Genomic DNA, 18,333 nt, shown 5'->3' with positions numbered 1-18,333 from the left:
AGGAGCGAACCTGGCCCGACGTCATGGACAGCCAAGGCGCGAAGCGGTGATTAGAACCGGAACTGCGCGCGCACGCCGCCGTTGATCCACCCGTGGATGGCCTTCTCCTCGATGTCCTGCGACTGCTCCTCCTCCTCGCCGTCGCCAGACAGGGAGATGGACGCCGACGAGTACTGGCCCACCGTCGCGGTGATGTAGGGGCCCACCGAGAACTTCGGCGAGATGCGGAAGTCGACGCCGCCCTGCGCGGAGATGAACTCGAAGCCCTTCACGGACGTCTTCGCGGAGATCTCCTGGCCCAGGGCCTCGGCCGAGACCTTGGAGTTCAGGATTTCGTAGCCGATGCCCACGCCCACCCAGGGGTCGACCATCGGCGTCGCGTCGAAGTGATAGGCCGCGTTGACACCGAAGCGCAGCTGGGTGGCGCTGCAGCTCACGCCGTCGACGCTGCAGGGATCCTCCTCGCCATCCTCGGTGTCCGTGTTGAGCGAGCCCAGGCCGTACTGGAAGAAGGCGCCCAGGTAGAAGTTCTTGTTGAAGAAGTAGCCCGCGTTGAGCTCCAGCGGAATCACGCTCGAGACCAGGTCACCCACCGGAGCGCCATCACCCTCGCCGTTCGGGTTCCCCGCCAGGTCGCCGTACGGAACGGCGAAGCCCGCGCGCAGGCCGAGCGCGAAGCCCTTGCCCTCACCCGCGGACGAGTCCTCGCGGACATAACCCTCTTCGGAGTAGCCCTCCGCAGCGTCATCCTGCGCGAACGCGGGGGCGGCGATGAGAGCGAAGGACATCGAGCACAGCATCATCTGGGTGCGGCTGGTCATGAAGGTGGTCCCGCGAAAAGTGATGTGAGTTGCCCCACACCGTCGAGGTGTCGGACGCGTGTAGAGACGCCCGGAGGCGTCACTTATTTAAAACGGACGGGACATAAAAGGCCGGGTTTCAGGAGACCCAGGCATTTTTCCAGTCCACACGCCTCACATCGCGAGACTTCGTTTCACGGCCAAGAATCTTGACGCGGCGGGCACACTCCCGGAGTGAAACGCCCTTTTTCCGCGTCGCGACCCATGCAGCTTCAACGCATCAGGTCGCGACGAAGTTCTTCCAGCCCCGCAGATAGTCGATGAAGCCCGGGGAGACGCCCTCGGCCCGCAGCAGGTCGACGGAGAGAGGCGGCTGGTGGATGGGCGCACCGCGATGGATGCGCTCGGGCCAATCGTGGTTGGCGATGGCGGAGCGGCCCAGGGCCACCGCGTCCGCGCCGCGCGACAGCTGCGCCTCCGCGTCCTCCTTCGTCCAGATGGCGCCGGCGACGACCATCTTCACGCGCGCGGGCACGGCCCGGCGGAACAAGTCCGTCGCGTGCTCCTGGGGGCGCTTGGTCGTGTTGAGCCCCGCGCGCCAGAGCGACAGGTGGAGGATGTCCATGCCCTCGTCCGTGAGCATCCGCGCGACCTCCAGGCTCTCATCCAGGTCCAACCCACGCGCCTGACCGAAGTCCTCGGGTGACAGGCGCACCGCGAGCACCAGCGAGGGGGCCGCCTTTCGCACCGCGGCCAAGGTCTGACGGATGAGGCGCGAGCGGTTCTCCAGCGAGCCACCCCAGCGGTCCGCGCGGCGGTTGTAGGTGGTGCTCAGGAATTGCGACAGCAGATAGCCATGCGCGCCGTGCAACTCCACCGCGTCGAAGCCCGCCTGGGCGCAGCGCCGGGCCGCATTCGCGAAGGAGGCGATGACGGCTTCAATCTCACCTTCCGTGCCCTCACGGCACTCGTCCGCGCCGCCGTGCGCGCTCGCGCTCCAGCGCGGCATCCCGCTCACGGTGGGGTCCGCGCGCAGACCTCCGTGGAAGAGCTGCGCGGACAACAGCGCGCCGCCCTGGTGGACCTTCTCGGCGAGCCGGCGCAGGCCCGGCAACATCGCGTCGTCGTGCACGCCCAGCTCGCCGGCCCAGGCCTTCCCGTCCTGCTGGACGTGCGCCGCGCAGGTCTCCACCAGTCCGAAGCCACCTTGCGCACGACGCTCCAGGAAGTGGAGCTCCGCGTCGGAGAGGGTTCCGTCGGCATGGCTCTGCTTGTTGGTGAGCGGCGCCAGCCAGACGCGGTTGCGCGCGACGACGCCTTCTCGCAGCACCAGGGGGTCGAACAGTCCTGCCATGTCTCGTGTCTCCGGGGGTTCCAAGCCGGCGGGGGACCGGGCGGGCGGACAGTCGCCCTCCCGAGGCGGCTACGCTCCGACATTTCGTGTCCAGACTTCGGGAGATGGCGGATACCACTCAATCGGGGTCTCCGAAGAGAGGCCCGCGCACATTCCTGTCCAACAATGGGCTGTCGCTCGTCCTGCTCGCCGCGTTCCTCCTGTGCTGGGTGGGGCAGGCCGTCTCCGGCTTCCTCCATCACAACGAGGAGCAGCGCCAGCATGGGCAACCCGAGGCGCGGTTCGGCGAGCACCTGCGCTCGGGCGACTTCCTGGAGGCCACGTTCGAGAACCGGGAGAGCGAGTTCTTCCAGATGGGCGCCTTCGTCATCCTGGCGGCCTTCCTCAAGCAGCAGGGCTCTGGTGAGTCGAAGGACCTGAACGGCGGCAAGAAGGAGGAGGACAAGGATTTGGAGCCCCAGGAGGGCTCCCCGGCGCCGCTCCATCGCGGAGGGCTGGTGCTCAAGCTCTACAGCCACTCGCTGTCCATCGCCCTCTTCTCGCTGTTCATCGTGTGCTTCGGCCTGCATGCCGTCACCGGCGCCGCGGCCCGCAACGAAGAGGCCCTGGCGCACGGTGAGGCGGCAGTCACCGTGCTCCAGTACCTGGTGTCCTCCCGGTTCTGGTTCGAGTCCTTCCAGAACTGGCAGAGCGAGTTCCTCTCCGTCGCGGCCCTCGTCCTGCTGTCCATCTGGCTGCGCGAGAAGGGCAGCCCCGAGTCCAAGCCCGTCAACGCGCCCCACGCCCGGACCGGGAAGTAGCGCCTTTCGTCAGGCGGGGGACTCGAGGCGGCTTCGCAGCTCGCCGCTCGTCACCGTGGGGGTCCCATGGGGCCCCACCCACGTCCCCGCCTCGGTGGGCGAGTACAACGCGGGCCGCGAGTACAGCGTGCGCAGCGCCTGGACGTGGGGATAGACGGTGGAGGCCTCCGGGCTCAGCTCCCGCAGTCGCTTGCGCAACAGCGGCGCGAAGCGGGGGCTCATCGCCGGGAAGATGTGGTGCTCCTGGTGATAGCTGAAGTTGAGGTGGGCCCAGTCCATCACCGGGTGCGTCTTGACGCTCGCGGTGTTCACGAAGGGGTTGTCGTGCTCCTCGGACGCCGGCTGCAGCCAGTGGTTGGTGGCGATGTAGACCATCAACGTGATGTTGGCGACGACGAGGGGGAACACGAGCGCGAAGAAGGCTCCGCGCGGCCCCATGGCCCAGCCCAGCGCCCCCCAGCCGAGCACCAGGAGCACCGTGAGGATGCGCTCCTTCGCGCGGTTCATGCGCACGTGGCGCAGGTGGGGCTGGTCGATGTGGTGCCACAGGAAGGCCTGCCCCTGCGCGGTGAAGAACAGGCTGAAGCTGACGTAGCTCAGCCAGGTGCCGGAGCCCGGTGAAATCGCGTGGAACATCCGCGCGAAGCGCTGGGTGCCGAGGTCCGGCTGTCGCGGGAGGATGTCCGGGTCTCGCTGGTGGATGTTCGCGGCGCTGTGATGTGCCTGAACATGCCACGCGCGCCAGTTGCCCGGCGTGACGAGGAACGGGCCGAAGCCGACCCAGCCGATGACGTCCTCCCAGCGCCGGCTCCTGAAGACGGCGTGGTGCAGCGCCTCGTGGGCCGCGAGCCCCACGGTGGTGACCATCTGTCCCAACACGAAGGAGAGCGGGAGGCAGGCCCACCAGGGCAGCCCGCCCCAGGCGAGCAGCCACATGGAGGCCAGCATCACCGGCACCAGGGCCAGCGCGATGACACCCCGGTGGGGTTGAGGTTCGAAGGATTCGGCGGGCATCACCCGGCGCAGCTCCGCGCGGAGCGGCTTGGGGTCATCGAACGGCAGGGCAACCGGCGACGGTGTGGAGGAGCTCATGGGGTCCATTCCGTGGAAAGGGTTTCAGGCCATGGGGCGCGCGAGGCCGCCCTCGAGCAGCATCCGCAGGCGCCCCGCTTCATCGACCGCCGCGACGGTGCCGCACTGGAGGACGTCACCTTCCAGTCGCGGGCGCAGGGCCTTGAGGGAGAGCTGGAGCGGCGCGCGGCTCCGCCCGTCCACCAGCTCCCGGTCGAACGTCGCGCGCTGGAACTGGATGGGCGCGAAGACGTCGTTCGACACACCGTGCACGTGCATCGCGCTCAAGCGCAGCGCCGCGTCCAGGACGAGCGCGGGCACGGTGGCCCCCGCCTCCTCCCGCCGCGTCGGCAGGCCGAGCTTCGCGAAGCGCGCCGCGGGCTCCAGGCGGATGTCCTCCAGGCAGTCGAACATCTTGCGCAGCTCGATGGGACCGCCCGGGGCGCAATGAGGGTCCTCGACCAGGATGCCTCGCCCCGAAGGCGCCGCCGCGTCGAGTCCCGGCACGCCCTGGGGTGGCTGCCGGGTCAGCGTGAAGCGCGCCTCCGCGTAGACGAGGTCACGCTCGAGCACCACGCCGGAGGCGTGGACGATGTCCCCCAACAGCCGCACCCGCACACCATGCACCCCGGGTTCATCGACCCACGGCGTGCACTCGGCGCGCAGGGCCTGGTGGCCGCCGGGCCGCACGCGGATGAAGCGTGAGAAGCGGACGTCCTCGATGGTGACGGTGTTCAGCTCCGGCAGCCGGTCTCCCACCGCGGCCCGGAGCATCAGGTCCAACGCCCAGGCCCCCGGGAGCGTGGGCGTGCCGCGCACCAGGTGGTCCTCCAGGCACGGCACGCTCGCGGCGTCGACCCGCACCTCGCGGACGACGGGGCGCGGCGCGGTGGCCCCCGCGGAGCCTTCGGGGAGGAGTCGCAGGCCGTAGAACTCGCGCTCGTTCTGGGTGAGCTGCACGTTGATGGCCTCGCGCGGCTGGCCGTCCACGAGCTGGAGGAACAGGGCCTCGCCCTCCTCGGCACGGATGCCTCGGAGCTTGCGGCTGGCGCCGAGCACCCGGTACTCGGAGCCCCGGGTCATCCCGATGCCATCCCAGGCGAGCCACCCCACGCTGCACCAGTGTGCGCGGGGGTTGACGTCGTCCACCCAGGCGCAGAGCCGGTCCAGCGCCTCGTTCGCCGCGCCGTAGTCCGCCTGTCCGTCATTGCCGATGAAGCTGAAGGCGGACGTGAGCACGTGGAAGGGCACCGTGCGTCCGAAGCGACTGGCGCAGGCCGCGTGCAGGTGGTGCAGCCCGAGCAGCTTGGTGTCCAGGTTCGTTCGCAGCTCCGCGAGCCGGCGGCGGTTGAGCTTCTTGGAGGTCTGCGTGCCCGCGCCGTGGACCACGAGGTCCAGTCGGCCGAACTCGCGGACGAGCTCGTCCATGACCTTCGCCACGTCCTGGGGACGGGTGACATCCGCGACGCGGTAGACGGTCCGCCCTGGCAGCCGGGCGAGCCCCATGAGCGTGGAGCGAAGCTCGCGGGCGGCCAGGTGACGCTCGAAGCGCGCGCGCAGCTCCGGCATCCGGACGCCCCACGTCGTGGCCAGCTCGTGGGTGTAGAACTCCCGCTCCAGCGCGGGGAGTTGCTCGTCCGTCGCGACGAGGATTCTCTCGGGCGCCGCCTCCGGGTCGCTCCGGCCCAGGAGGACCACCGTGCAGCCGTAGCGCTTCAACAGCGCGCCCGCAAGCACCGCCGTGACGCCACGGCCGCCGCCTGTCAGCAGGACCACGGAACTCGAGTCGAGCAGGGCCGGTCCCGAGGACGGTGACGAGGTGGGGCGCAGCCTGCGCACGCAGCGCGTCTCGCCGTCGAAGCAGACCTCGACCGACGGGCCTTCCTCGTCCTCCTCCGAGCCCAGCTCGAGGAGCGCCTGGTCCAGGGACTCGGGCAGCAGGGTGCTCGTGGTCGAGATGGCCCGGACGTTCCTGGCCGGGACTTCCCTCGCGATGGACTTGAGCAGCCCCGCGAACAGCCCCGTCACGGGATGCAGGACACGCCGAGGTCCCAGCCCGCCCATGCAGAGACTCGCCAGCTCGACTTCTCCGGCGACGAGCTTCTCGTAGGAGCGACGGGCCGCGAGGAACAGCAGCTCGAGTGCCTCGTGGCGCAGGGCGGTCTGCTCGACGACCTGGGGCTCGTCGCCACCGTGGACACGCGTGACGGCGAGGATGAGCTGGGGCTCGAAGCCGAGGGCCTCCAGTCCCGCCTCGGCGATCTCCTCGCTCGACAGGTCGATTCCGCGCACCCTGCCCTTCGTGCTCGTCGCGGGGCCCGCGAAGAGGCTGAGGTGGTCCGACACACCGAGCCGGCGCGCCTGCTCCTCCAGCTCATGTGCCAGGGTTTCGTCTCCCGCGATGAACAGGACCCGTCGCCCCGTGAGCACCGAGGCCCGCGTCACTCGCGCTGGATGCTCGACGAGCACAGGGGCGTGGTAGCCGATGGACGCACTGAGGTCGAAGCCACTCGCCTCTGCCTGGGGCGCGGACGCATCCACTCTCGCGCTCACGGCTTGAGCCCTCGCTACCGTCTCGCCCACCTTGGAGGTCGACATCGCGGCGGCTGGGTGCGCGGTCCTCGCTGTCGAGGCCGCCGCCTCATGCCGAGCCCCCTCGATGCGCGGGGTCTCCATGACAGGAGCTCGCGCTCCGGTGACACGCGCCTGCGTCGGGATGAGCTCCACCGACAGACGCGTGCCCTTCGCCGCGTCCGGGTGGAAGCACAGCGTCCCCGCGCGTCCCTCGCTCGCGGCCTGCACCGCGCGCAGCACCGCGAGCCCCTCGCTCGCCGAATGCGCTGACAGTCGCGTCACCGCCTCCTCACGGGCGGGCTCCGCGGAGGACAGGCGCAAGCCGCACATCACCTTCAGCCCTCGCTGTGCGGCCTTCTCGGCGGTGGTGACCGCCAGCAACATCACCCCCTCCGACGCGCTCGCCGCATCCACCGCGCCCGGTCGGAGCACGTTCGCGCTCCCGACGAGGACCAGCTCGAAGCCCGTCTCCAACACGTCCCTCGCGGCCTTCAGCGCCTCGGCCAACGAGGCCGCTCCCGCGTCGATGACGAAGTTGGGCCCCTTCGTATCCAGCGCCCCCGCCACCCGCCCCGGCGTGACGTTCGCCATCATCCCCTGGAGCGTGTAGGGCCCCGACGGCCGCACACTCCCCAGCACCGTGTCGTGCAGCGCCTCCGCCAACGGAAGCAGCGCCGCGCGCTCCGGAGTGCCCAGGACGAGCTCGCGAAGCCCACGCCGCGTCGACGCGGCCAGCACCCGCTGGATGGCCTCCACGCCCCTGCGCGTCTTTCCCTCGAGCCCCAGCACGATGGCCGTTCCCGAGCGCAGCCCGTCGAAGCCACCCAGCTTCTCCACGAGCGCGCTCGCCGCCGTGAGCGCGAGCCCCTGCGTCAGGTCCATGTCCTCGGCGATGTCCGGCAACAACCTCAACGAGGAGGGCAGACGGAACGCTCCGACCTCGAAGCGCGTCCCCACCTCCGACGGCACGCCCACTCGCGGCGTCCCTCGCGCATCCGGGTACACGCCCTCCGCGGCGACGACCACCAGCTCGCTCATCGACCCGGACCGCGTCGACACGGGCGACGCATCGCCTCGGTACTCCTCGAGCACCAGGTGCGCGTTCGTCCCCCCGAAGCCGAAGCCGTTCGTCGCGGCTCGCCGGGGATTCGCCCCGTTCTCCGGCCAGGGCTGCTCACGCTGACTCACCTCGAAGTCCGCGCCGAGCGCGCGCAGCGCGTCGCCAGGCCGCTCGAAGTTCGCCTGCCTCGGGAACAACCGGTGCTCCAGCGCCTTGCACAGCTTGATGACCGACGCGGCGCCGGCCGCCCAGCCCACGTGTCCGATGAGCGCCTTCACGCTCGCCAGTTGGATGCCCGCGCGCTTGCCCGCGAAGACCCGGCCGATCGACTTCAGCTCGGTGGCGTCTCCCGCGGGCGTCGCGGTGCCGTGCGCCTCCAGGTACTGGATGGAAGCCGGGTCCACCTCCGCCGCCGCATAACAGGCGGTCATCGCCGCCACCTGTCCCTCCACGCGAGGGACATTCGCGGAGCTGCTGCGGCCATCGCTCGACAAACCCGTGCCTCGGATGACAGCGCGAACAGGCAGGCCCCGCGCGAGCGCATCCGACAGGCGCATCAGCCCCACCACCCCCGCGCCCTCACCGAAGATGACGCCATCCGCGCTCGCGTCGAACGGCCTGCTCCCCGTCGCCGACAGCCCGTTGAACTGCGAGAAGAGGCAGTTGTTGCCAGGCCCCGGAGAGAAGACTCCTCCCGCCAGCACCAGGTCCGCCTCCCCTCGCTGGAGCGTCTTCATCCCCAACGCGATGGCGTAGAGCGAGGACGCACAGGCCGCATCCAGAAGCACCGTGGAGACACCGCGCCCCACCACGTCCGTCACCACCGCCTGGAGCGTGGGATGCGGTGCCAGCTCCGACGAGCGGGCCTCGACGCCCATCACCTCGCGCGCGGCCCGGGACAGCAGGGCCACGTCCGCGCCATGCATCCCCTTCGCGCGCAGCAGCGCCTCGCCCGCCTCCAGACTCAGCGCGGCGTCGTACTCGGAGGAGCCCTCCGCCGTGGAGCCGAGCAGACACTGGATGCGCTCCGGAGCATGCGCCCCGAGGCCCTCCATCGACTGGGCCAGCGCGATGGCCAGCAGCTTCTGCTCGCGGACATATCGCCGGAAGCGCTCCGGGTCCGCCCCCTCCGGCGCCACCAGGTCCTCGTCACGCACGGCCCCCGTGAGCAACGTGTAGGCCCGGTCCGGCGTGCCCACCGGCCCGATGAAGTCCGTCACCAGCGACGGCTCGCGGGCCCCAGGGTCCACGATTCCACTGATGCCCTGCCGGATGTTGCGCCAGAAGGATTCGGGGTCCTTCGCGCCTCCCGGCAACATGCAGCCGAGCGACACGATGGCAATGGTCGCATCCGCCTTCGGCGGCTCGCTCTTCACGGGAGCCGACGCCACCGGCTCGGAGCGAGGCGGCAACAGCGCGGAGATGGCGCGCACGTCGAGCGGCCCCGTCGGAACCGGGATGCGCTGGACGATGCGCGCCAGCCGTCCGTCCGTGCCGCAGTCCAGGAAGCGCGTGCACCCCGCGCTCGACAGCCGCTCCACCGCGCCGAGGAAGTCGAACGGCTTGAGCAGGTGCGCCGCCAGCGCCTCCGCCAGCTCGCCCGGAGCTCCCGCGTACACGCGCCGCTCGATGGGCGAGTAGATGAGCCCCCGCGGCGTCTTCATCTCGACCCGCGACAGCGCGACCCGAAACGCCTCCGCCGCGGGCCGGAGGCCTGGATGGTGGAAGGGGTACCGGCTCGACACGAAGGTGAAGCCCTGCCCTCGCTGCTCCAGGTGGGCTCGCAGTCGCTCCAGCTCCCAACGGGCCCCCGCCACCACCGTCTGCTTGGCGTGGTTGCGCCCCGCCACCGTCACCCCCGTGACGCCACTCTCGACCAGCGCACGCGCCGTGTCCGCCTCGCCCAGTGCCACGGCGGCGAGTGTCCCCAGGTCCTCCGGCACCGTCTCGAGCGCGAGGACCCGCAGGCACACGACCTCCGCGCCGGAGCGCAGGTCCATCGCCCCCGCCGCCGTCATCGCGGCAATCTCCCCGAAGCTGTGCCCGACGAAGACGTCCGGCGCCGTGCCCTCGCGCATCAACCACCGCGCGCCGAGCACACCGGACAGGAAGATGCCGAGCTGGTCGAGCCGCGGCTCCTGCTCCAGTGCGTGACGCACCTCGGCCGCGTCCCGCGCCTCCACCAACGGGCGCACGTCGACCCCGTGTCCTCGGGCCACGTCCACGACGGACATGAGCTCGTCGCGGAGCTCGGGCTGCAGGGACTTGAGCCGCGCGAACAACTCCGGCTCGAAGGACCCCTGCCCGGCGAAGAGGAACGCGGTGGCCCCCGTCGGCAACTGGAGCGTGGGGCTCCGTGCCGGCTCCACCGCGACCGGAGCGCTCGCCACCAGGGCATCGACGTCGACCAGCCTGGAGGTCCCCAGCGAGGCCGGGTCCTCCAGCAGACGCCGGGCCAGCGCACGCACCGGCTCGGAGAACAGCTCCTGGATGGCGGAGCCGCCCTTGAGCACGCGCTCGCGGAAGCTCTGCGCGGACGCGGGCTCGAACATGTTCGACAGCGACTCGAAGCAGGGGCGGAACGAATCCGGGAAGGCGCACAGGGCGCCGGTGGCCCTGTCCGCGCAGAGGACCGTCTGGTAGCCGCACGCCACGGGCGTCCCGTCCCGCTTCAGCGTCCGGAAGCAGAAGCGCACGCCGACCTCGCCCCGCTCCTCGAACGTGGTCAGCACCACGAGGCTGTCCCCCAGGTTCGCGGGCGAGAGGTTGCGCGAGTACCCCTCGTAGGTGAGCAGGAGCACCCGGTCGAAGTCGCGCCGGAACTCCGGCACCTCGAAGAAGTGCGGGCTGAAGAGCAGGTGCTCACGGCCCGCGCACTGGAACTTGAAGTTGGTGAGGAAGTGATGGCTCCCGTAGGCCATCGTGTCATCGAAGTGGATGACGTACGGGACGGCGAAGTAACCCATGGCAGGTCTCCCGAGCGAAAGGGTTCAGGCGTCCAGGGCGAGCTGCGCCCGGTCATCGTGTCCGAGGGTTCGCGCGGGCCTCGAGGGCAGCAGGCCATCCACCGTTCCGGAGAGCCCACCGTCCACGACCCAGACCGCGCCGTTCACCCGCTGCGTCCTGGAGCCCAGCAAGAGCTCCGTCACGTCCGCCACGTCGTCCGCGGTGCAGAGCTGTCCTCCCGGCGTCGCGGCCTCCCAGCGCGCCACCCGCCCGGGCGCATCCGGGAACATCCCCAGCAGCTCGCCGTGCACCGGGCCCGCGGACACGCAGTTGGTGCGGATGCCCTCGGGGGCCAGCTCCGCCGCCAGATACCGGGTGAGCGACTCGACCGCGGCCTTCACCACGCCCTGGCACCCCAGGTCGTGCATGTACCGCTGGGACATGGACGTCGACATCGTGACGATGGCCCCGCCCCCGCGCCGCGCCATCAGCGGGCGGGCCCGCATGGCGCACTCGTACGTCCCGGTGACGCAGGTGCGGAACGCCTTGTCCCAGTCCCGGGGCGCAATCCGGTCGAACGGACCGATGAGCCCGTTGGACGCGTTGCACACCAGGAAGTCCAGCCCGCCGAGCCGCTCGCCGATGGCGGAGAACAGCCGCTCCAGGTGCTCCTCGTGCGCGACGGAGCCCCACAGGTGCAGCGCCTTGCCGCCCGCCGCGAGGATCTCCTGCGCGGTCCGCTCCCCGTCGTCCCGCGAGTGGAACGAGTTGACCACCACCGTGGCCCCCGCGCTGGCCAGGCGCATGGCGATGACCTTGCCGATGCCCTTCCCCGAGCCCGTGACGAGCGCGACCTTGCCCTCGAACGGCAGCGGCGGCTGGCGCCTGGACGGCGGTGCGACCCGCACGGGCGCCTGCTCCACGGGAGGGCTCGTCACCGTCGCCGCGCCCTGCTGGGAGCGGATGGCCTCGCAGATGGCGGAGAGGGTGCGCAGGCGCTGGGACGGCTTGGGCGCCACCTCCCAGCCGAGCTCCTTGATGAGCACGGCCACCACCTCCGCCTGCTTGACGGAGTCGATGCCCAGCTCGTCCTCCAGGTCGGCGTCGAGCGTCAGCAGCTCCTCCGGATAGCGCGTCACCCGCGCGAACACGGCGCGGACCTTCGACTCCAGGTCCACCGACGCGCCCCCCACGGGCCGCGGCGTGGCGGCCGCCTGGACGCGCGCCGCGACCGACGCCCTGGGCGTCGCCTCCGCTGCGACGGGAGGCGCCACGACGGGCGCGGACTCCGCGAGCAACGAGGCGACGCCCTCCGCGATGGCCCCGAGCGTGCGCGCCTTCGCGCCCCTGGGCAGCCGGTCCGCGGAGAGGTTGAACTCGCGCGCCACGACGGCGGCGATCTCCGCGAGCTTCACCGAGTCGATGCCCAGCTCGTCCTCGAGCGAGGCCTCCGCCGTGAGGATGTCGAGCGGATACCGCGTGACGGACGCCGCGCACTGACGAATCCGCTCCAGGACCTGAGCGGAAGAAGGAATGCCCTGCGGGGATGACGGAGACATGCTGAACCCTCACGATTCTGACAACGCATGGATGAATGAGACACGTGCGTTGTGCATGAGGGGTCTGACATTGCGTGTCCGGACCCACGGAGCGTGAAACAATGACAACCATGAACGGACGTTCGTGGTGTCCGTGCATGGGAATGAATTGACGCTACCCGGGTTTCTTCCCGCAATGCGGGCCGCGCCCACGAGGGGCATGCGGGTGAACCCACGCATGCGCTCTCAAGCGAGCGTTCGCTCGTCCATGGCCATACATGGCCTCATGGACAATCCAGACACACTGAAACACAGCCATCGTCGAATGGCCGTGCGGGCGACAAAAAGACTTGCACGGGCCCGCGAGGTTCCCGGGGCCCCGTGCCTTGGGGTGTGGTGGTGGGGCGAGGCGCTCAATTCTTGGCGGTCGCCTCACGCAACCGCTCTTCCTGGGCCCGCAGCTCCGGCGTCATCGCCTCGCCGAAGTCCTCCATCTCGAAGACCTGGCGGATTTCGATCTCGGACTCGCCCAGCATCGGGTTCGGGCAGCGCTTCACCCACTCGATGGCCTCCTCCTTGGACTTCACCTGGAAGAGCCAGAAGCCGGCCACCAGCTCCTTCGTCTCCGCGAAGGGCCCGTCAATCACCGTGCGTGAGGTGCCGTTGAAGCGAACGCGCACGCCCTTCGAGCTGGGGTGGAGCCCCTCGCCGGCGAGCAGCACCCCGGCCTTCACCAGCTCCTCGTTGTACTTCCCCATCTCGGTCATCAGCTTCTCGTCCGGCATCACTCCGGCTTCCGAGTTCTTGTCCGCCTTCACAATCACCATGAATCGCATTGCGTGCTCCTTGTCGTTCCGAGGTTCCGCGCCGGTTGTTCTCCGGCTTCATTGCTTCGTCGAACCGGCGCGCGGGAGATCGACACGGCCTCGATTTATTTTGAGGACCGCCGCCAACCCCCTGGAATGACTCGCCTCTTAGGACCTTCTTCCGAAAATAGGGACGGAAATGGGCGTCCGCGCGGGCGGGGCGGCGCGAGGGTCGCCGGAAGCCGGAATCGAGGTTTGACCCGAAAAATGGGAGCCGCCTCTCTCTGCCAGGGGGTGCCTCCGGGCGCCTCTTCCCCCAGCTGAAAGGCAGATGCCATGCAGCTTCCAGGTCTCCTCCACCGGGCGGGCCTCACCGCCTTCGTGGCCCTCACCACCCTGCTGTGCCTCCTGCTCCCCGCGCACGTGCTGGCGGCGGACCGGGGCGCATGGGCGCCCAACACGCCGTACACGGTGGGCGACATCGTCTCCTATTCCGGCAAGGGCTACGACTGCCGGCAGTCCCACACGTCGCTCGTCGGCTGGGAGCCGCCGAACGTTCCCGCCCTCTGGCTGGAGCGTACGGGGAATCCACCGCCGGACACCCAGGCGCCCTCGGCCCCACCTTCGCTCACGTCCACGGCGAAGACCCATGAGAGCGTGTCGCTGTCCTGGGGCGCGTCCACGGACAACGTGGGCGTCACCGGCTACGAGGTCTTCACCAACGGAGGCACGGCCGCGTCGGCCACCACGTCGGGCGCCACCAGCGTCACGGTGACGGGCCTCTCGGAGAACACCACGTACACCTTCACCGTGAAGGCCCGCGACGCCGCGGGCAACCGCTCGGCCGCGAGCAGCGCGCACAGCGTGACGACCTCTCCGCGGCCCCCGGTCGACACCGTGCCGCCGTCCACGCCCGGCAGCCTGCGCTCCACGGGCGTGAGCAACAGCAGCGTGTCGCTGAGCTGGAGCGCGTCCACGGACAACGTGGCCGTCACCGGCTACGAAGTCTTCGTCAACGGCGGCGGCAGCGCCTCGGCCACCACCACGGGCGCCACCAGCGTCACGGTGACGGGCCTCAACGCGAACACGACCTACACCTTCACCGCGAAGGCGCGCGACGCGGCGGGCAACCGCTCGGCGGCGAGCAACAGCGTGTCCGCGACGACGACGGGCACGCAGCCCACGGGCAACAAGCTCATCGTGGGCTACTGGCACAACTTCGACAACGGCTCGACGAACATCCGCCTTCGCGACATCTCCGCGAAGTTCAACGTCATCCAGGTCGCCTTCGCCGAGCCCGTGGGCGGCGCGGGCTCCGGCAACATGGCCTTCACGCCGTACAACTCGAGCGTCGCGGACTTCAAGGCGGACATCGCGCTGCTCAAGAGCCAGGGCCGCAAGGTGCTCATCTCCGTCGGCGGGGCGAACGGCACGGTGCACCTGGACGACGCCACCGCGCGGCAGAACTTCGTCACCACGATGCAGAACCTCATCACCACGTACGGCTTCGACGGATTGGACCTGGACCTGGAGGGCAGCTCGCTGTCGCTCAACGGCGGGGACACCGACTTCCGCAACCCGACGACGCCGCGCATCGTCAACATCATCCAGGCCACGCGCCAGCTGCTCAACCAGAACGGCACGGGCTTCATCCTCACCATGGCGCCCGAGACGGCCTACGTGCAGGGCGGCATGTCCGCGTACGGCGGCCCCTGGGGCGCGTACCTGCCCGTCATCCACGCGCTGAGGGACAGGCTGACGTACCTGCACGTGCAGCACTACAACACCGGCACCGTCATGGCGCTCGACGGCCGGGCCTACGCGCAGAGCACGCCGGACTTCCACGTGGCCATGGCGGAGATGATGATTCAGGGCTTCCCCGTGGGCGGCAACACCAGCGCGATGTTCCCGGGGCTGCGCGCGGACCAGGTGCTCATCGGCCTGCCGTCGTCACCGCAGGCGGCGGGCGGCGGGTACACCACGCCGGCCAACGTGCACAAGGCGCTCGACTACCTGCTCAAGGGCCAGTCCTTCGGCGGCACCTACGTGCTACGAAACCCCGCGGGCTACCCCGGCTTCAAGGGCCTGATGACCTGGTCCATCAACTGGGACCAGTTCACGAACTTCGAGTTCTCCAACAGCCACCGCGCGTACCTGGACACCTACCCGTAGGCCCGTCTCCCACGGACCCGGCGCAGGCGAGGATTGCGCCGGGTCCGCCGCGGCGCTAGGGAGGCGGTCCCCGTATGTCCGCGACCGCCGACCTGCTCGAAACCATCCAGGAGGAAGCGCGCCCGGAGACCTGGTCCGCCGGCATGGGCCTGGCCCGCGCCGGCGCCGTCTCGGTGCAGTCCGTCGGCGAGGAGGAGACGGTGCTGCGCGTGCGCGCCACCGGCCGCCCCGCCCCCGTGACGACGGTCCTCTATCCCGAGGACGAAATCTGGGAGTGCGACTGCCGGGGGAAGCATGACCCGTGCGAGCACGTGGTCGCCGCCGCCCTCTTCCTCCACCACGCCGCGCAGAAGGGCGCCCCGCCCCGTGCCGCGGCTGCGGCGCGTCCCGCCGCGTCCGCGCGGCCCCCCACGCCCGCCGCGCCCTCTCGTCCCACGACGGCCCCAGCGCCCGGTGCACGGCCTGGAGCGACGGCCAAGCCGGAGCGGCTGGTGTACCGCTTCAAGCGCGTGGACGGGGGCCTCCAGCTGGAGCGGCTGGTGGTCCGTCCGGACAACACCGCGCGGCTGCTGGCGCGCAGCCTGTCCTCGCTGCTGACGAACCCCGTGGAGGCCGCGCGCATCCAGGTGGAGCCGTGCGACCGCGTGGTGGACGCGCTGCTCGCCAGGCCCACGCGCGGCGCGCTCCCGCCGGAGCGACTGGATGCGCTGCTGCGAGCGCTGGAGCCCGCGCGCACCATCCTCTTCGACGGGATGTTGATGTCCGTCTCCAGCGAGCTGCTCCTGCCCCGCGTCACGGTGGAGGACCGGGGCGAGCAGACCGTGATGAAGGTGGACAGGGACCCGCGCGTCACCGAGGTCATCAGCCCCGGCATCGCGGTAGGCGGCGGCGTGCTGTTCCGGCTCGGCGAGCAGTCCCTCTCCGGTTCGCGGCTGGAGAAGCTGCCGCAGGAGCGCGCCTTCTCGCCGGACCAGATGGGCGAGCTCACCGGCAAGGTGCTGCCGGAGCTGGCCAGGCGCCTGCCGGTGGACGTGAAGAGCAAGCGGCTGCCGGCCATCGACCGCACGCTCAAGCCGCGCATCTCCCTGGAGCTGGACCCGCTCGAAGGCGGGCTCTCCGTGTTGCCCACGCTCGTGTACGGCTCGCCGCCCACGGTGCGCATCGACAACGGGCGCATGGTGTACCTGAGCGGCGCGGTGCCCGTGCGCGACGAGGGCGCCGAGCAGAAGCTCATCCACGGCCTGCGCGACGAGTTGAACATGGTCCCCGGCCGGCGCGTGGCGGTGCAGGGCAAGGAGGCCGTGCAGCTCGCCGACAAGCTGCGGCGCTGGCGCGGCGGGCTCACCGGCGACGCGGCGCGCTTCGTCAGCCCGGACGTGAAGCTCAAGCCCGTGCTCGGCGTGCAGACGGGCACCACGGAGGTGGGCGCGCCGAGCGTCGGCGTCTCGTTCAACTTCGAGGTGGAGGGCGCGGGCCCGGACGCGCCGCGCATGGTGGACGCGGCCGCGGTGATGAAGGCCTACGAAGAGGGCCTGGGCCTGGTGCCGCTGGAGGGCGGAGGCTGGGCGCCCCTGCCCACCCAGTGGCTGAAGTCGCATGGGCAGCGCGTGACGGACCTGCTGGCGGCGCGCGACTCGAATGGCCGCATCGCCAACCACGCCATCCCCCAGCTCACGGACCTGTGCGAGGCGCTGGAGCACCCGCCCCCGCCCGGCCTGGAGAAGCTGGCGCCGCTGGTGAAGGGCTTCGAGAAGCTGCCCGAGCCCCACCTTCCCCAGGACCTCACCGCGAAGCTGCGCCCGTACCAGTTGCACGGCGTGAGCTGGCTCACCTTCCTGCGGCAGGCGGGACTGGGCGGCGTGCTCGCGGACGACATGGGTCTGGGCAAGACGCTGCAGACCCTCTGCATGATCGGGAAGGGCACGCTCGTCGTGGCGCCCACCAGCGTGCTGCCCAACTGGCACGCGGAGGTGCGGCGCTTCCGGCCGTCGCTGAAGGTGTCCGTGTACCACGGCCCCGGCCGCTCCCTGGACGAGACGGCCGACGTGACGCTCACCACGTATGCGCTGCTGCGGCTGGACGCGGAGGTGCTGGGCGCGAAGACGTGGGACATGGTGGTGCTCGACGAGGCGCAGGCCATCAAGAACCCCGACAGCCAGGTGGCGCGCGCGGCGTACGAGCTGGAGTCGAACTTCCGGCTCGCGCTCAGCGGCACGCCCATCGAGAACCGGCTCGAGGAGCTGTGGAGCCTGATGCACTTCACCAACCGGGGCCTGCTCGGAGGGCGCAAGGACTTCGAGGAGCGCTGGGCGCGGCCCGTCTCGGACAACCTCAAGGGCGCGGCCGAGCGGCTGCGCGCACGCATCCGGCCCTTCGTGCTGCGCAGGCTCAAGCGGGACGTGGCGCCGGAGCTGCCGCCGCGCACCGAGTCCGTCCGCCACGTCACCCTGAGCGAGCACGAGCGCGCCGTCTATGACGCGGTGTACTCGGCCACTCGGGAAGAGGTGGTGTCGCAGCTGGAGGCCGGCGGCAGCGTGCTCAAGGCGCTGGAGGCGCTCTTGCGCTTGCGGCAGGCCGCGTGCCATCCGGCGCTCGTCCCGGGTCAGCACGCGAAGTCGTCGTCGAAGGTCCAGGCGCTGGTGGAGGCGCTCGCCACGGCGGTGGAGGACGGGCACAAGGCGCTCGTCTTCTCGCAGTGGACGTCGATGCTGGACCTCATCGAGCCGGCGCTGCGGGAGGCGGACATCGGCTTCATCCGCCTGGACGGCGGCACGTCCAACCGAGGCGCGGTGGCGGAGGCCTTCCAGGACCCGAAGGGCCCGCCGGTGATGCTCATCTCCCTCAAGGCGGGCGCCACGGGCTTGAACCTCACGGCGGCGGACCACGTGTTCCTGGTGGACCCGTGGTGGAACCCCTCCGTGGAGAACCAGGCCGCGGACCGCGCGCATCGCATCGGCCAGCAGCGACCCGTCATGGTGTACCGGCTGGTGTCCCAGGGGACGGTGGAGGAGAAGATCCTCACGCTCCAGGACAAGAAGCGCGCGCTCTTCGAGTCCGCGCTGGGAGGCGCCTCCGGTGGCGGCGCCGCCATCACCCGCGCGGACCTGATGCAGCTGCTCGACTGAGGTGGTGGGCCTCGGCTCCGTTCGAGGCTCGCGACGCACTGGCGCGGAAGAATCTGCCGCGTCGCTCACGGAGGCGGTCGACCGCCC

General features: G+C 70.5%; 9 protein-coding genes. 3 read left to right on the top strand and 6 right to left on the bottom strand.

Annotated elements, in window-relative coordinates; all coding sequences use genetic code 11:
• Window positions 1-50 precede the first annotated feature (50 nt).
• Window positions 51-821: an outer membrane beta-barrel protein gene (locus K8640_RS00715; protein WP_223745321.1), complete on the bottom strand. Its 771-nt coding sequence runs from the start codon at window positions 819-821 to the stop codon at window positions 51-53.
• A gap of 259 nt (window positions 822-1,080) precedes the next feature.
• Window positions 1,081-2,154: an NADH:flavin oxidoreductase gene (locus K8640_RS00710; RefSeq protein WP_223745320.1), complete on the bottom strand. Its 1,074-nt coding sequence runs from the start codon at window positions 2,152-2,154 to the stop codon at window positions 1,081-1,083.
• Between the two features lie 104 nt (window positions 2,155-2,258).
• Between K8640_RS00710 and K8640_RS00705 the strand changes: the two genes are divergently transcribed.
• A complete protein-coding gene (locus K8640_RS00705; RefSeq protein ID WP_223745319.1) occupies window positions 2,259-2,954 on the top strand; it encodes a DUF6766 family protein in 696 nt (231 codons plus the stop codon).
• Window positions 2,955-2,963: 9 nt separating this feature from the next.
• Here the strand turns inward: K8640_RS00705 and K8640_RS00700 are convergent, their stop codons facing one another.
• From K8640_RS00700 to K8640_RS00685, 4 genes are all read right to left on the bottom strand, one after another.
• Window positions 2,964-4,046, bottom strand: coding sequence for a fatty acid desaturase (locus tag K8640_RS00700; RefSeq protein ID WP_223745318.1), 1,083 nt, complete (start codon window positions 4,044-4,046; stop codon window positions 2,964-2,966).
• Window positions 4,047-4,070: 24 nt separating this feature from the next.
• Complete coding sequence (locus K8640_RS00695; protein ID WP_223745317.1) at window positions 4,071-10,625, bottom strand: type I polyketide synthase; 6,555 nt, start codon at window positions 10,623-10,625, stop codon at window positions 4,071-4,073.
• 24 nt (window positions 10,626-10,649) lie between these two features.
• The gene (locus tag K8640_RS00690; protein ID WP_223745316.1) at window positions 10,650-12,164 is read right to left on the bottom strand and encodes an SDR family oxidoreductase; all 1,515 of its coding nucleotides are present in this window, start codon (window positions 12,162-12,164) and stop codon (window positions 10,650-10,652) included.
• 392 nt (window positions 12,165-12,556) lie between these two features.
• A complete protein-coding gene (locus tag K8640_RS00685; protein ID WP_141322932.1) occupies window positions 12,557-12,979 on the bottom strand; it encodes a YciI family protein in 423 nt (140 codons plus the stop codon).
• 306 nt (window positions 12,980-13,285) lie between these two features.
• Between K8640_RS00685 and K8640_RS00680 the strand changes: the two genes are divergently transcribed.
• Together K8640_RS00680 and K8640_RS00675 are read left to right on the top strand one after the other, a co-directional pair.
• Window positions 13,286-15,121: a fibronectin type III domain-containing protein gene (locus K8640_RS00680; protein ID WP_223745315.1), complete on the top strand. Its 1,836-nt coding sequence runs from the start codon at window positions 13,286-13,288 to the stop codon at window positions 15,119-15,121.
• 74 nt (window positions 15,122-15,195) lie between these two features.
• The gene (locus tag K8640_RS00675) at window positions 15,196-18,246 is read left to right on the top strand and encodes a DEAD/DEAH box helicase (protein WP_223745314.1); all 3,051 of its coding nucleotides are present in this window, start codon (window positions 15,196-15,198) and stop codon (window positions 18,244-18,246) included.
• The last annotated feature ends 87 nt before the right edge of the window (window positions 18,247-18,333 follow it).

This window comes from Myxococcus sp. XM-1-1-1 (genome assembly GCF_020037095.1).
In the GTDB taxonomy this organism is placed as follows: domain Bacteria; phylum Myxococcota; class Myxococcia; order Myxococcales; family Myxococcaceae; genus Myxococcus; species Myxococcus fulvus.
Note: the sequence above shows the minus strand (reverse complement) of the source record. Positions and strands in the feature narration are given on the sequence as shown.